Source organism: Microcoleus sp. Pol12A5 (genome assembly GCF_036701435.1).
Classification (GTDB): domain Bacteria; phylum Cyanobacteriota; class Cyanobacteriia; order Cyanobacteriales; family Microcoleaceae; genus Microcoleus.
Window position 1 is genome coordinate 1,700 of record NZ_JAUBQU010000019.1, and the last position, 15,829, is coordinate 17,528.

The window sequence follows — 15,829 nt, forward strand, 5'->3', positions numbered from 1 at the left end:
TTTTGGCACTGGCGAACCGGAGTATTTGAGTTTGAAGGCGAACCAACTCCAGCTAAGGGAGACTTCGGGCACTTTGATGACTTCGGGCACTCCGGAGACTTGCGAAACCTGCGGGACAGCGGAGACTTTGGCAACAAACTTTTAATATCTTCTTTGTCTGGACAATCCCCAATTCCCGAACACTCCCCAAGTTCATATCCCCCGTCTCCAGCGCCTGATTCTAAATCCGTCCAACTGACAGATGACGAACCATCCCCAATTTCCCATCCCCCGTCCCCAGCGCCTGATTCTAAATCCGTCGAACTGGCAGATTTGGTGCTAGCAGCAGCCTCTGATGAGTTAGAAGCAGAAAATGATGCCACATCAGAGGAGAATTTTCTGCCGCTGCAAACTCTGCAATACATCGAACTGCTGCAAGAACATCAGTGTTCTTGCGAAGCCTTGGCTTTGGCTTATCACAGTTTGGGGAATTACTACCGCGATCGCATCCTGGGCGGAGACGTTTCAGAGCAAAACTTGACAATAGCCATTCGCGCGATCGAACAAGTGATTGCATATCTCGACGTTGACAGCAACTCGCAGCAAAATATACCACTAACTGATGAATGCGCGCGGCTGATAGCCCAATTGACACAAAATTTAACTCAGTACGCCCAGGAGTCCAACAGCCTACCGCCAATTTCCGATCTGCTTAACGATCTCGGCACTCTCTACTGGATGCTATCGCGCGATCGCACCAATGCCCTCAACGCCTCAGATCCATTATCCAGCCTTGAACGCAGCATCACCCTCTACCTTGAAGGTTTGAACCGAACAGATAGCGAAACCGTACCCCAAACCCGCGTTAGATTAAACAAAAATTTGGGCATCGCTTCGGCCGATTTAGCGCGCTATCGAGACAAGACAGAGAACTTGCAGCACGCAGTTGCAGCTTACCAACAAGCGCTGCTGGATCTAGACCCCGCCGTGGAACCCCAGCAGTACGCTGCTGCTCAGAATAATTTGGCGACAGCATACTGGAATTTAGCCCAAGATGGTGAGCCGATCGTATATCTCAAAAGGGCGATCGCAGCTTACACCCAAGCCCTCTCCTGCTACAGTCCCGAACGAGAACCCCTCAACTATGCCGGAGTACAAAACAACCTCGGTACCGCCTGCTGGAACCTCGCCCAGCACGAACCCTCAGAATCCCTGCTAGTCAGGGCGATTTCCGCCTACCGCGAAGCATTGAAATACCGCACCAGAGAATTAGTACCCGCAGCAGCAGCAGCCACCTACAATAATCTCGGTACCGCTTATTGGCATTTGGCGAACCAGTTTCAGCAGAAACGAGCGCGGACGGAATCATTGCAGCAGGCGATTACCGCCTACGAAGCCGCCCTGGATATCGCCGGAGAGCTCGATCGAACCCAACTCACCTTTGACGCCTTGGCCGCCCGCAACAATCTTGGACTAGCCCACTATCAACTAGCCATAGAACCAGATTTTGCCGCTAATAAAGCTGCACAGACAAGCCATCTAGAAGCAGCACTGCACCACCAGTTGCAAGTGTGCGCCGAATGGGGACAACATCTCAATGACAAAGGGTTAACATATGGGGATAAACTCAACTTGCAAGCCGCGGCAAACTCCCAAGCTGCTGATTCTCGGCAAACAGCATTGAGCTATATTGTCAAAACGATTAGAGCTTTCTATAGTGAATGTGGGCTGCCAGGCCAAAATTTAGCCTTATCCAAAGTTCCTGGAGATTTATTGCCTGAAATTTTGCGTAGGTTATAAATAGGGCTATAACTATTAAAAGCTCAATTTTTTCGAGATTTGTATCCAGTTTTCTATTATTATGGCTGAATATTCTTGCCTAATTCTTCAAGCAAACTTGTGGTCATGGCCCCTGTAAAAATCCTTGTGGTTGATGACGACCCGGCAATCCGAAATTTAATTCACCGTTTTTTGAGCCAGCAAGGTTATCAAGTTGAGTCTGGCGAAGACGGTCAGACTGGTCTGGAATTATTTGAGCAACTCAATCCTGACTTAGTAGTTCTAGATGTAAATTTACCTGATACAACTGGTTACAAACTGTGTCAAGAAATGCAAAGACGCACGGGCGTGTTTGTGTTGATGCTGACTGCCCGAACCGATGAAGCTGACAAAATGAAAGGGTTTGCCGAAGGTGCTGACGACTACATTACTAAACCTTTTAGTCTTGTAGAGATTGGAGCTCGCGTTGCAGCAATTTTGAAGCGCAAACGCATTGTTACTCCCGCCGAACAACAAACTCTTACTTTTGGAGAGCTACTAATAGATCCGGTTCGCCGCGAGGTAATTCTCGGCAGTCAGATAGTTGCTTTGACTGCTTTAGAATTCGACCTGCTGTACTGTTTGGCCAGCAAACCAGGTCGCGTGTGGAGGCGATCGGAATTGCTGCATGAAGTGTGGGACTACGAGTATGTAGGAGCCGATCGCGTGGTGGATGTCCATATAGGTCAAATTCGCCGCAAAATTGAACCAGATGCCACTCAAATTTCGATGATTCAAACCGTTAGGGGGGTGGGTTACAAGTTTGAACCCACAACCTAGTAACATTCGGCATTGGGCAGCGGATATGAAGGCAGAAGGCTGTAGGTGCGGGTTCACCAATATCTCGGATTAACATACTCGATATTGGTAAACCCGTCCTCCCCACACAATCATTCAGATCGAGTATCTGATTGTTTGTTCTGCAAATACTCGCCCACTTCTCGTGCACGCTCAAAACCCCTTCGCACGCAATCTCCCAAAGCCACTCCGCCGATGTAGTTGCTGCACAAAAATACCCCAGGCAAAGATTTTAAGCCCTCATCGATTTGTTGCAGGCGATCGAAATGCCCCAAATTGTACTGAGGAATCGCCCGCTTCCACAGCTTCACCGCTAAAACTTTTGGCTGTGGCACATCTGGTTTCAGCAAAATCCGAGACAAATCTCGGTGCACCTCCCGAACGATTTGTTCTGAGTCGAGATTGCCAATTTCCGAATCAGTAGCCCCGCCGATGAAACTGGTGAGAGTGTGCCAGCCCGCAGGGGTGCGATCGGCAAATAAACTCGATGTCCAAATCGTCCCCAGAGTGCGAATTCCCTGCCCCCTCGGAATTAAATTTCCAAAACCTACTAATTTTCCCTTGACATCAGACTGCGGATATGCTAGGGCAACGCAGGCAACCGTAGGATAAGTAAAAGCTTGTAAAGCACTGCTAACTTTCGGTTGCAGAGACTGCAACAAATCGGCTGTAACGTAAGCAGGCGTTGTCAAAACCACGGTGCGCGCCTCAACTTCCTGCTGTCCGTCGGGCGTCGAGAATACAGCAATGTAAGTTTCGCGTTCTGTACGATCGAGGCGAGTCAGATGCCAGTTGAGTTTCACTCGATCGTCTAATTGAGCAGCGATCGCCTCTGGCAGAGCCTTCAAACCCTGTTTAAACGAACCCAACTCCCCCGGTCTAGTCTTAGGAACATTGGGGTCTGCAGGCAATTTCTTCGGTCTTTTCCTAGCAGAAAGCAGCGCCCCCGCCACCAGCCCGCCACCCACATCAGCCATCTTTGCTACCCGGCCAAAAGCCGCCGCCGCACTAAGTTGTTGCGGATCGCCGGCATAAACCCCAGAAACAAAAGGTTCCACCAACCGCTGCATCACTTCCGTCCCCAGATGACGGCGGAAAAATTGAGAAACAGTTTCCTCGTCACCCTGCTGCGAAAGTCCAGCGCCCATTGCCGGCCCGACAAAGCCCAAAGCCCCGAACAACGCCCGCAGTTTTCCCGGAAAACTCAGCAACTGAGACTGAATCATCGCCGGTGGAGTCATCGGCACCGGTTGCAGCTTTTTTTGCCAATAAACATAACGAGGCAATTTGCGATCGGCAAGAATCAACTCCTGCTTCAATCCCACATCCACAGCCAACTTCATCAATTCTGGCGTCGGCGAAAAACTGTTCGGGCCCTCCTCCCAGAGAAACCCTTCGGCTGTCACAGTGGTGATGTTCCCGCCCACACGTCCCTGACTCTCAGCGACTAAAATCTTCAGTGGCGGCGCACTCGTTGCTTCCTTGTGAAGTGCGTGCGCCAAACTCAAACCGCTAATACCCGCACCCACAATCAAGGTATCTAATAGTTCCATATTACATAGAAAAATATCGCAATCTTTATGTTACATGGCTTTGCACGGCTTGCGTTCTTTGCTGGGCGTACTGCCAAACCGCTTTCAGATTACCGAATTGGGAATTGGGAATCGGGAATTGGGAATTGGGAATCGGTAAGCTGTCGGGCATTTCTTAAGCATTTTTCTCGTAGGTTGTGGATTAACCCACCTCCGCGTCTCCCCGTCTCTCGATCTCACTTTTTTACCCGCTGGGTCTGGTTTAAAAAAAGAGCATCTGCTGTAATTAAGCTATATTTCCAAATATACTATTTATTTAAAATTTTTGTATTATAGGGAACAGCGCCAAAAATTGCACCGGTAAAGGCAGCAGTAACGCAGCAGTACAGTGCCCAAAAAGATTTGAGTGGGTTAAACTAACTTTAGGCAAATTTTAGAGCTTAAGCAAGTCACCACCCCGCTCTGAAGAGATTGGGCTTTATGCCCTAATCAAAAGAGAGAGTTGACTAGCTATCGTCTTAACTGATTAGATTATCAAAAATATGGGTGTAAGCCCAAGCTGCTATGCGATGCGGGTGAAATATTGGAAACGGTAATTGTTCCGTTGAAAATAGATCGTAAAAGTACCAAGCGACCAAGTAGCCCCCTGTAGGAATAATCAATATTCAAGGCGGTGAAAACTGCCTGATGCGTGCTACCTCGATCACTCTACTCACATCTTGCACAATTCTCAAGAACAGGCTTTCCACCCTGTTCCACAAAGAGTTAATTTCTTGTGGGGTGGGCATCCTGTCGGCTCATAAAAGCTTATTGAAAATGGTGCAACATATGAGTCTAAAGACACGAGGTTTTCATAATACTAAGCTTTTCTCATGAAAAAATACCCATGCAGGAAGTTATCAACTCGTTTCAGTCTTTTTTCTCTAACTCTGTTGATGCTTTCCTAGAGTGCGATCGACAGCAAAATTATTTATCGATCAATCCTATTGCTGCGGCTTGGATGGGATTAGAGCCTGCTGAAATAGTCAACAAAACTAATCAGGAATTATTGAAATTATATCCTAATAATCCTGCGGTAAAAAATATAATCTTGCAGATTGATTCTTGCCTGCAACAAGTATTTATAACCGGGAAAAAACGGCTGGCAATTCATGAGGTGACGGCGGCAGACGGCGGGATTAAAATTTACGAAACGGCTTACACGCCAGCGGTGGATGCCTCTAGCAACCAGATGCGGGTTTTCGGCGTTGGTAGAGATATCACCAGGCACTACCGCTGGCAGCAGCAGAAAACTCAACAGTTACGCCGATCGAACCATTTACTGTGGTTGAACGCAGCTAACAGTCCCCTGGCAATGGTGGGCTGGGATGAAGATTTTCGGATCGTTCAGTGGTCGAAACGCGCCGAGGAAATCTTTGGCTGGACATCCGATGAGATGATGGGCAAGCAGTTCGGCGATTTGGCTTTGGTTTGCGAGGAAGATAGAGAGGCTGTAAGGGCGATCGAGCTTGAACTAGCCACTGGCAACGGCAATACTTCAATTAACCGCAACTATACTAAAAGCGGACAGGTAATTTGGTGTCGCTGGTTCAACTCGATTATTCGCAGCGGCGACACTTTTACCGTGCTTTCTTTGGTGGAAGATATCACCGATCGCAAACGGTTGGAAGCAGAAAAAGCCCAAGCTTCTCGCCTCACAGCAATGGTAGCCGATGTCGGTATTGCCCTCACCAAACACCCTCAAGATATCCTGCTTCCCTGCTGCGAGGCAATGGTGCGGAATCTTGATGTCGCTTCTGCTGAAATTTGGACTTTCAACTCTCAACATAATGTTTGGGAATTGCAAGCAGCCTCGGGAATCTACAGCCGCACAGACGATCGGGCTAGGTTTATTGAAAGTAAGGTTAACTCGATCGCCAAACAGCAAAAACCGGAATTTGACTGCGGATTTGAACTGAACAATTTTGGAATCCCAGAGGAAGAATCCGCAAAAGCAACAGAGGCGCAAAGTTCCGAAGTAGCAATTATAAACACCAGTGAAAAGCCGACAAATTGCCCAATTCCTAAGCAAATTCTGACCTTCGCCGGCTACCCTTTGATAGTCGAAGAACGGCTGGTGGGAGTCATGGTAATTATCAGCCGCCAGCCCCTGACAAAACCCTTTCAGGACACTTTAGCATCGGTTGCCGATGTCATTGCTTTAGGCATCGAACGCAAGCGTGCAGAAGCTGAATTAAAATCAGCTAGAGCCTTCCTCAATTCCGTAGTAGAAAATCTGCCGGTGGGAGTTTTTGCTAAAGATGCTTCTTCGCTGAAATTTGTGCTGTGGAATAAAGCCGGAGAAACGATCGCAGGTGTTACCTCTCAAGAGGCGATCGGCAAAAATGACTACGATATTTACCCCAAAGAACAAGCTGATGTTTTCACTGCTCAAGATAGGGAAATATTAACCGGCGATCATAACCAATCTACTGTTAAAGACATAGCCGAAGAGCCGATCCAAACTCGCCACAAAGGTATGAGAATACTGCACACCCGCAAAGTGCCAATTCTCGACGCCACAGGCCGTCCTCAGTACGTTTTGGGGATTACTGAAGATATTACCGAACGCAGGCAGGTAGACGAAAGCGTGCGCCTCTACGACCAAATTGTCGAGAATATGCAAATTGGTTTGTACGTCTACCATTTAGAAAACATAGACGATGACAGCACCCTCAGGGCGATCGCCTCAAATCCTGCAGCTACCCTATTTACCGGATTAGAAATGGCTGATGTTTTGGGAATGACAATCGACGAGATTTTTCCCCACCTCCGATCGAAAAACATTCCCCAAGCATTTGCTTCGGTAATTCGCACCCAGAAAGCCGTAGAACTTGAAGATATTGACTGCGATGAAGGAGGCCGAATAACTCGCGCTTTTTCTATTAAAGCTTTTCCATTACCCAACAACTGTGTCGGTGTTGCTTTTGAAAACATTACTGCTCGCAAGTGCCTAGAACTAGAACTGCAGGCGTCTTTGGAAAAAACCGAACGTTCCGAACAACTCCTGCGTACAGTAATAGACAAAACTAGCGACTGGATTTTTGCCAAAGACAAAAATTTTCGGTGTATTTTGGCTAACAGGAGTTTCGCTCAGGCGATCGGCAAAACAGTCGAAGAAATAATTGGCAAATCCGACTTAGAATTAGGATTTTCAGAAGAGCTAGTGTTTGGGAATTCCGCCAAAAATCTCCGAGGCTTCCGCACAGACGACTTTGCTGTACTGGCCGGCGAAATCATCCACAATCCCTGCGATCCGGCAACTATTGCTGACGGTTCTGTACATATTTTTGATACCCAAAAACTTCCCCTGCGCGACGCTGAAGGTAATGTATTTGCAGTGCTAGCTTTCGCTCACGATATTACCGAACGACATGAATCGGAAGCAGCTTTGCGTAGAAGTGAATCAAGATTTAGGTCTTTGGTAGCTAATATTCCCGGAGTGGTTTATCGCTGGAAGTGCGATTTTTCGACTAATTTTATTAGCGATGCCGTTTACTTATTAACCGGCTACCCGGCGGCAGATTTTATTTGGCTTTTGGACAGGAGATGCCGGACTTTTGCTAGCATTATTTACCCGGAAGATTTGGCAAAAGTAGAAGCAACTATTCGGCAAGGCATAGAAAAGAAAGAGTCTTATAACTTGGAATACCGCTTGCTAGCATCAGACGGCACGGTTAAATGGGTGTGGGATAAGGGTTCTCCTGTGTTTGACGCAGATGGGAACGTTTGCTATTTGGACGGGGTGATTTTTGATATTAGCGATCGCTACTACGCCGAGGAAGCATTGCGCCAAAAAACTTTAGAGTTAGAAGCAGTTTTTCGCGCTTTGCCTGATTTGTATTTTCGACTAGATGCTGACGGTATAATCGTGGATTATTTGTCAGGAACTTCTTCGAGTTTATACGTACCTCCCGAACATTTTATGGGTCAACGAATGACCGACGTATTGCCACACAACGTCGCCTGCCAATTTGCCCAAGCAATCTTTGAAGTTTCCGAAACACGAAATTCAATCGATATAGAATATTCCCTTTCCATGGCGGAAGGAGAAACAACTTATGAAGCCCGACTGTTGCCGTTTAATTCAGATCAAATTATTATTCTAGCGCGCAATATTACCAAGCGCAAACAAGCCGAAGCTGAATTAAAACATAAAAATCGCCAGCTAGAGCAAACATTGAAACAATTAGGCAGGACTCAAGCTCAACTAATTCAAGCCGAAAAAATGTCGGGTTTGGGACAGTTAGTGGCGGGAATTGCTCACGAAATCAATAATCCTGTCAGTTTTATTTATGGTAATATCACTTACGCTAGTGAGTATGCCAAAAACTTGCTGGAACTGTGCAGTTTGTACCACGCACACTACCCGGAACCTGTTGCTGTTATCCAAGATTTGGCAGAAGAAATAGAACTGGAATTCATGAAAGAGGATTTCCCGCACCTGCTGACTTCTATTCAAACCGGAGCAGAGCGAATTCGTCAAATAGTTCTGTCTTTGCGTAATTTTTCCCGCCTGGAAGAATCCGATCTCAAGCGTGTTAATATTCACGAGGGAATAGACAGCGCTCTGTTAATTTTGCAACACAAACTCAAAGAAAATGGCAGGAATCGTCCTATTCAAATAGTTAAAGAATATGGAAAATTACCGCCGATACAGTGCTACGTGGGACAGTTAAATCAAGTGTTTATGAATATTTTAAATAATGCTATTGATGCTTTAGCCGATGTCAGGAATAGGAAGTTGGAACTGGGGAGTTATTCGGAAGAGGAAGGCCAAGATTTTGCTAGTTTACCTTTAACTTGCGACACATTGCCGTGGATTCGGATTCGCACTGAGGTGTTGGAGAACAATGGGGTGGCGATCGTAATTTCCGATAACGGGTGTGGCATGGTAGAGTCTGTTAAATGTCGAGTATTTGACCCATTTTTTACTACTAAACCAGTAGGCAAAGGTACGGGATTGGGACTGTCTATCTCCTATCAGATTGTGGTGGAAAGACACGGAGGGACGCTACAGTGCATTTCCGCGCCGGGAGAGGGAACTGAATTTGCGATCGAGATTCCCATTCGGCAGAGGTAATTAGTCATTGGTAATTGGTAGTTGCACCAGAAAAATGATAATCTAATTAAAGGTTCTAAAGTCAGGAATATTAGCATGGTATACAAAAGCATACATACTTCTAGTGCCGTTGCAAAACAAATTAAAGAAGAAGAAGATGATGATGATTCCTATGTTGACTATTTTTATGACGATCCGGGGGCTCCGCCGGGAACTCTCGACTTAGAACCCGATGCGCCGCCTCCGGAGATTGTATTAATTGACTATTGCGAAACAGCCGCAACTCGCGCAAAATTGGCAAATCCTCAAAAAGCTGCTGCGTATTTAGATACAGCATCTGTTTCTTGGGTTGATATGTTGGGATTGGGAAACAAAGAAACTTGGCGACAAATGGGCGAAGTGTTTAATTTACACCTAATGGCTCAGGAAGATGTAGTTAATGTTCCCCAGCGACCGAAAGTAGTAGACTATGAAGAACATATTTTAATCATTGCTTGGATGGTGATGCTCCATCCAGAATCAGATACTTTTCATAAAGAACAAGTAAGTTTTATTTTGGGCAAGCATTACCTGTTAACTGTTCAGGAAGAACCGGACTATGATTGTTTTGAACCAGTGCGCGATCGCATTCGTAAAGGACAAGGAATGATTCGCAAACATGGAGCAGATTATCTGGCTTATACTCTGTTAGATTCGATTATAGATGGATTCTTCCCTGTATTAGAAGTTTATGGAGAGCGGATTGAAGAATTAGAGGATGAAGTTGTTCTAAACCCCACCCGCAAAACCCTGGAAAAAATATATAAAATCAGGCGAGAATTGCTGACTCTGCGCCGCGCCATTTGGCCGCAGCGGGATGCAATTAATGTTTTAATTCGAGATAGCAGTGATTTGATTAGTCCCGAGGTGCGAATTTACCTGCGCGACTGTTACGATCACACGGTGCAGGTGATGGATATGGTCGAAACCTATCGAGAGTTGTCTTCTGGTTTGATGGATGTTTACTTGTCTTCGGTTGGTAATAAAATGAATGAAATCATGAAATTGCTGACGGTGATTTCGAGTATCTTTATTCCTCTAACTTTTGTTGCGGGAGTATACGGAATGAATTTCAATACAGAGAAATCTCCCTGGAATATGCCGGAACTAAATTGGTATTTTGGCTATCCGCTTTGTTGGGGAATTATGCTAGCGATCGCCTCTGGCTTAGTTTACTTCTTCTGGCGGCGTGGCTGGTTTGATAATTTTTCTACCATCAAAGATGACTCATTAAAGTAACTGAATTGAAGATTTTAGATTTGGGATTGAAGATTGAATAATTAAAAATTATGTTAGGTAAAAAGGTTTCCTGCCCCTAGTGGAATCGGTGCCATAAATCCTTGGCTCGTAATTCCCAACTTTTCCGCCCCCTGATTCATCCGTGAGTGAATTTAAGGGGATTTGCATGGTAATTTAATTGTAGGGCGGGCTTTCGAGCCGACCGTACAAGAGTTTGAATAAACACAAATGTCCAAATTAAGCGGGCGACAAGTTAAAATCTTCTATCTCAAATCCCAAATTGATTGACGAACGATCGCGTACAATAAATCTGGGGAAAAAGTAGGCGCAGGCGGTTGCGGATTAGCGAAAGCTTGTCTGAGGAAAGTCCGGGCTCCCGAAAAACCAAACTTGCTGGGTAACGCCCAGTGCGAGCGATCGTGAGGATAGTGCCACAGAAAGATACCGCCAATTAGTCATTAGTCAGCAGTCATTGGTCATTAGTAAGTAACTGAGGATTTTTGACTGGGAAGCAAAAACTAATTTGGTAAGGGTGCAAAGGTGCGGTAAGAGCGCACCAGCAGCATCGAGAGGTGCTGGCTCGGTAAACCCCAGTTGGGAGCAAGGTCGGAGGAACTATGGTTGGTTTTTTACCAGTTCCGTTTTTTGGTACCGCTTGAGGCGTCTGGTAACAGGCGCCCCAGATAGATAACTGCCCTCGAAAACTGCTTGCAGTTGAGAGAACAGAACCCGGCTTATGTCCGACTTTTTCCCCACCCAAATTTTGGTAAGGTGCTTAGGGGCAGATTAGTCAAGGTGTAATTAAGGTGTTTGCGTCATCGTAAGCGTTGAGCTTTATTCTGGATATGTTATTTATTGCTAATAATCTATCAAATAAAGAAGATTTATCGATCGCCAGAAGCAGAGATTTCCAGCGTTTGAGGCACTTATTCACCACATTAACAGAGCGGAGTACAAGCACCACAAGGACTATTGGGTTTTTGAATAAAAAGCTTTTTAGTGATATGAATTTGAGACATTGTTCAAAAAAATATACAACTTTAGACAAGCTCCAAGCCCGGATAGTCACCCGTCATTGGCAATTAATTATAAAATCTAAAATCTAAAATCTAAAATGGTATGATTTATCCGGGTCGCCAAAAGCAACTTGAAACATTAATTCAAAAATTGGGACTGACGAAGCATGCTTCGATAAAATGGCATCTCCTCGATTTAGCTTTGACTCATGCGAGCGCGTCAGCTAAGGCCAATTACGAGCAACTAGAGTTTGTCGGGGATGCAGTTGTGCGGCTGGCTGCGTCGGAATTGTTGTTTGAGATTTATCCAGACTGTACAGTGGGGGAATTTGCTGCTATTCGATCGATCTTGGTGAGCGATCGCATTCTTGCTAAAATCGCTGAAAGTTACGGGTTCGATCGCTATTTAATTGTTTCCAGCAGTGCCGCCTCGGACAAAACAGGGGCTGAACCCCGTCTGGCAGATGCTTTGGAAGCGGTACTGGCTGCGCTTTATTTGAGTACCCAGACGTTAGAATTAATTCGCCCTTGGCTAGATTCTCACTTTCAACGCCTAGCTGCGGAAATCCGCAGCGATCCTGCCCGCCAAAACTACAAAGCTGCTCTCCAAGAGTTGACTCAAGGCAAATACAAAACTTTGCCCAAATATAGCGTCCAAGAAACCGGGACAGTGCAGGGCGGGGAAGATCGTTTTACAGCAGAAGTTCTCATTCAAGGAAAGTTGGTAGCAGAGGGAAAAGGTCGATCGATCAAAGCCGCCGAACAAGCAGCGGCTCAGGTAGCTTTCAATAAATTAGTTAATAGTCAGTTGACTGTTGACTGTTGACTCGTGTTATCAGTTATTGGTTATTTGTTAGCTGCTACCAATAACCAATAATCAATAACTACTACATAACTACTAGCAACAGTCAACAGTGATTTTTTGGAGTAAAAACATAGATAATAATAACAAATTATGCTATAATTACTTTGCGATTTTTGCAATTATAATCAATGAAAATCGGAATAGCTGTATTGGGTGCAGGTCGCTGGGGAGTTAACCTAATTCGCAACTTTCTCGAACATCCCAACAGCCAAGTTTTAGCGGTGGTAGACCCGAATCGAGATTCATTGGCGGTCGTTCAAAAAAAATTCAATCTGGATGCCTCGGTGATTCTAGCTACCGATTGGTCTCAAGTGCAAGCCCTGCCGGGACTGCAAGCTGTGGCGATCGCTACTCCAGCTTCCACACACTACACCCTCGCAGCAGCAGCGCTGAAACAAGGCTACCACGTCTTAGCAGAAAAACCCCTCGCCCTCAACCTCACTGAAGCCATAGAACTCTGCCAATTAGCGGAAAAACAGCAGCGGCAACTCTTCGTTGACCACACTTATCTGTTTCATCCAGCAGTCGATCGAGGCCAAAGAATTATTCAACAGCATCAACTCGGAAAATTGCGCTACGGTTACGCCCAGCGCACCCATTTTGAACCCGTGCGCCATGACGTTGATGCCCTTTGGGACTTGGCAGTTCACGATATCGCTATTTTCAATACTTGGCTGGAACAAACGCCAATTGAAGTAAGGGCGATGGGTACTGTTTTTCCGAAGGAAGAAGGAAGAAGGAAGAAGGAAGAAGGAAGAAGGAAGAAGGAAGAAGGAATAAATCAAGAAGCAGCAGAAATTGAAAATCAATTTGCTCCTTCGCTGGTGACTACTAATCCTGCAGAAAAACTAGCAGATTTAGTTTGGGTAACGCTCACCTATCCCGACGGATTTCAAGCATTTATTCACCTGTGCTGGCTAAATCCCGACAAACAACGGCGCTTAACAGTTGTTGGCAGTTTGGGAACCTTGATTTTTGATGAAATGTCGCCAGAAACTCCCCTGATTGTGCAGCGCGGCAATCCAGATTGGGGAGGCGAAGAGAATAACTGTTTTGAAAGTGCGATCGCGAAGCCCGCCCCTACGGGGGCTACGCCAACGAAGAGGATCGCGCCACAGCCAACCGGCATCAGACACCGCGAAGTGTTGAGTTTAGAACAAGTAGAACCGCTGAGGCGAGTGTGCGATCGCTTCCTCAACTGCGTGCAAACAAATACCCCCTGTCTTACCTCTTCGGGCCCGGCCTCCGTCGAATTAATCCGCATTCTCTGCACTTTGAGCAAATCCCTCGAACTCGGCGGACAGCCCCTAAAACCATTTTAGATTTTAGATTTTAGATTTTAGATTTTAGATTGGGAAAATCACTCCTCAACTTTTGAAATTTCCCTTTTCCGTTACTAAGTCCGGGCTGTGAAAATAAAAACTTGACTGCTGATTGACAGGCAAAGAAATCATCACCGTAGTACCTTGATTCACGCCCGCGCTGTGCAGGGTAATGCTTCCGATCATAGATTCCATTATCCTTCGCGAGATAGCCAAGCCCAAACCGTTACCGCCAAACCTGCGAGTTGTAGAACCATCAGCCATCACAAAAGGTTGAAACAATTTCTGCTGGTGCTCGGGATCGATACCAATTCCCGTATCTTTAATTGTCACCACCACCCAATCGCTTTGACCGCTAGGACCCGTCGTACTTTCACCACTGCCGTTAAAACTACCAGAATTAGTCCTAGATTCTAGCCGCACCGATATATTAATGCTGCCCGACTCTGTAAACTTAACGGCATTGCTCAAAACATTTAAAAACACCTGTTTTAGCTTCTCTGGATCGGCATGAACAATAATCGGATCGTGAGGAGCTGGCAAACTTAACTTCAAGCCTTTTTCCTCTATTTGACTCGCTTGCAAATCAATCGCGTCTTCAAGTACCTGAGTAATGTCAACTACTTCTAACATCATCGAGAACGTGCCGGATTCTATTTTAGCAATGTCCAAAATATCATTAATGATATTGAGCAATTGCATGGACGAGTCGTGAGCCCGCTGTAAAAATTCCATTTCTTCATCTCGGTCATCGCAGTAGCCGTCCCGCACAATTTGAATAAAACCAATAATCCCGTTGAGCGGCGTTCTCAATTCGTGAGAAATATTCCCCAAAAATTCATTTTTTAATTGATTGGCAACTTGCGCTTCTTTGGTTGCGACTTCCAATTCTCTGGCCCAGGATCTGAGGCGCTGCACCATGCTGTTGAGTGCTTCTGATAGTTGATTAAATTCCCTAATTTGGAAATCTTGGGGCACTGTCTGCGACGCTTCCGTATCTACTTTCATCGCGTAGTCTCTCAGTTTTTCCACAGGACGCGCCAAGTCGCGAGACAGATATAAAGTCGCGATGATACTAGCAGCAACCAAGCCTACAATTAAATTAAATAAAACTTGCTGAATCTCTTCCAAACCTGACAGAGCGTAATCTAAACGAGAGACAGCTAAAATAATCCACTTGCTGTTCTCCTGTGTAGTTGAAGGACTCGGGATAGCGGCGTATCCTGCTAGCAACTCTACACCATTTCTTTCAAAGGAAAATAGATGGAGAAAAGCAGTTCCGCCTGCGATTGCCCTTTTGACAATACTTTTTAGTCGATCGGCATCTGCCTCTTGGGCGATATTGCGGCCCACGCGGTTGATATTAGGGTGCGCCAAAATCGTCCCATCTTGGTCGATCGCCACCGTATAGCCGGCTAAAGAACCCTTGGGAGCGCTCGTTTGCACAGGCAATGCCGACTGCAAACTCAAAGCATAACTCAACTGCAGGGTATTGCCCCGACGAATGTAAACAGGAGCGCTCAACACCAAACTCGCTTGGCTATCGCTGCCTCCTTTACCCGCATCTGGAAAATCCTCAGCCCCCAAAGCCCCCTTCCGATCGTTTGCTGTCCCCTGTCGCTGCTGAGGCAAGGACAGGCTGATGTAAACGCTCTTGTCGTCCAGCAGCGTTTGCTGCTGCTGTACGGGCGGCCAAAATTTTGCCGGCAGCGACTGAATCGGCTGCGGCCCGCAAGTGCTTGCTATCACTTGATTTGTCTTTAAATTAGTCAATTGCAAGCAATCAACCTGCGCTGGCAACCGCTGCCCTAATTGGGCGATAAACTTTTGATAATCCTTCGGATTTACCGACTGCAACATCGAGCTTTCCGAAGCGCCGATCAGATTCGACTTCAGCGATTTCGCCCACTGTTCAATAGTTTCTGCTTTTCTGACTGCACTTTCTGTCAAGTTTTGACGAGCAGTTTCCAGAAGCGTCGAGCGTGCCTTGCGATAGGTAACATACTCCCCCACCAGTAGAACAGGTACGCTGAGCAACAAAATCCGCGACAGTAAAATACGGCGAAAGGAGGATTGACCTAACTTAACCATAGGAAATATCTAAATTAAGGTGCAACACC

Annotated in this window: 9 protein-coding genes and 1 other RNA gene; 7 read left to right on the forward strand and 3 right to left on the reverse strand. The window is 46.1% G+C overall.

Annotated elements, in window-relative coordinates; genetic code table 11:
• Together QUA45_RS07600 and QUA45_RS07605 are read left to right on the forward strand one after the other, a co-directional pair.
• Nucleotides 1–1,779 (forward strand): hypothetical protein (locus QUA45_RS07600; protein WP_333220137.1); only part of this gene is annotated, 1,779 nt, incomplete at its 5' end.
• A 105-nt stretch (nucleotides 1,780–1,884) separates the two neighbouring features.
• Entirely contained in the window at nucleotides 1,885–2,577 is a 693-nt protein-coding gene (locus QUA45_RS07605) for a response regulator transcription factor (RefSeq protein WP_333036365.1), read from the forward strand.
• Between the two features lie 110 nt (nucleotides 2,578–2,687).
• Here the strand turns inward: QUA45_RS07605 and hemG are convergent, their stop codons facing one another.
• Entirely contained in the window at nucleotides 2,688–4,148 is a 1,461-nt protein-coding gene (hemG, locus tag QUA45_RS07610) for a protoporphyrinogen oxidase (RefSeq protein WP_333220139.1), read from the reverse strand.
• Between the two features lie 25 nt (nucleotides 4,149–4,173).
• A complete protein-coding gene (locus QUA45_RS07615) occupies nucleotides 4,174–4,299 on the reverse strand; it encodes a hypothetical protein (protein WP_333076828.1) in 126 nt (41 codons plus the stop codon).
• 714 nt (nucleotides 4,300–5,013) lie between these two features.
• Between QUA45_RS07615 and QUA45_RS07620 the strand changes: the two genes are divergently transcribed.
• The 5 genes from QUA45_RS07620 (at nucleotide 5,014) to QUA45_RS07640 (ending at nucleotide 13,709) form a co-directional block, all read left to right on the forward strand.
• Nucleotides 5,014–9,249, forward strand: coding sequence for a PAS domain S-box protein (locus QUA45_RS07620; protein WP_333220141.1), 4,236 nt, complete (start codon nucleotides 5,014–5,016; stop codon nucleotides 9,247–9,249).
• Between the two features lie 75 nt (nucleotides 9,250–9,324).
• A complete protein-coding gene (gene corA / locus QUA45_RS07625; RefSeq protein WP_333220143.1) occupies nucleotides 9,325–10,506 on the forward strand; it encodes a magnesium/cobalt transporter CorA in 1,182 nt (393 codons plus the stop codon).
• A 318-nt stretch (nucleotides 10,507–10,824) separates the two neighbouring features.
• Nucleotides 10,825–11,258, forward strand: an RNA gene (gene rnpB, locus QUA45_RS07630) — RNase P RNA component class A.
• 367 nt (nucleotides 11,259–11,625) lie between these two features.
• Entirely contained in the window at nucleotides 11,626–12,348 is a 723-nt protein-coding gene (rnc, locus tag QUA45_RS07635) for a ribonuclease III (protein WP_333220145.1), read from the forward strand.
• A gap of 167 nt (nucleotides 12,349–12,515) precedes the next feature.
• Nucleotides 12,516–13,709, forward strand: coding sequence for a Gfo/Idh/MocA family oxidoreductase (locus QUA45_RS07640; RefSeq protein WP_333220147.1), 1,194 nt, complete (start codon nucleotides 12,516–12,518; stop codon nucleotides 13,707–13,709).
• 45 nt (nucleotides 13,710–13,754) lie between these two features.
• Here QUA45_RS07640 and QUA45_RS07645 read toward each other — a convergent pair whose 3' ends face one another.
• Nucleotides 13,755–15,800, reverse strand: coding sequence for a sensor histidine kinase (locus tag QUA45_RS07645; RefSeq protein ID WP_333099926.1), 2,046 nt, complete (start codon nucleotides 15,798–15,800; stop codon nucleotides 13,755–13,757).
• Nucleotides 15,801–15,829: the final 29 nt, after the last annotated feature.

Coding starts and splice junctions, on each gene's coding strand:
- QUA45_RS07605 (WP_333036365.1), top strand. CDS start 1,885: ATGGCCCCTGTAAAAATCCTTGTGGTTGATGACGACCCGGCAATCCGA.
- QUA45_RS07640 (WP_333220147.1), top strand. CDS start 12,516: ATGAAAATCGGAATAGCTGTATTGGGTGCAGGTCGCTGGGGAGTTAAC.
- QUA45_RS07620 (WP_333220141.1), top strand. CDS start 5,014: ATGCAGGAAGTTATCAACTCGTTTCAGTCTTTTTTCTCTAACTCTGTT.
- QUA45_RS07645 (WP_333099926.1), bottom strand. CDS start 15,800: ATGGTTAAGTTAGGTCAATCCTCCTTTCGCCGTATTTTACTGTCGCGG.
- corA (WP_333220143.1), top strand. CDS start 9,325: ATGGTATACAAAAGCATACATACTTCTAGTGCCGTTGCAAAACAAATT.
- QUA45_RS07615 (WP_333076828.1), bottom strand. CDS start 4,299: ATGCCCGACAGCTTACCGATTCCCAATTCCCAATTCCCGATTCCCAAT.
- hemG (WP_333220139.1), bottom strand. CDS start 4,148: ATGGAACTATTAGATACCTTGATTGTGGGTGCGGGTATTAGCGGTTTG.
- rnc (WP_333220145.1), top strand. CDS start 11,626: ATGATTTATCCGGGTCGCCAAAAGCAACTTGAAACATTAATTCAAAAA.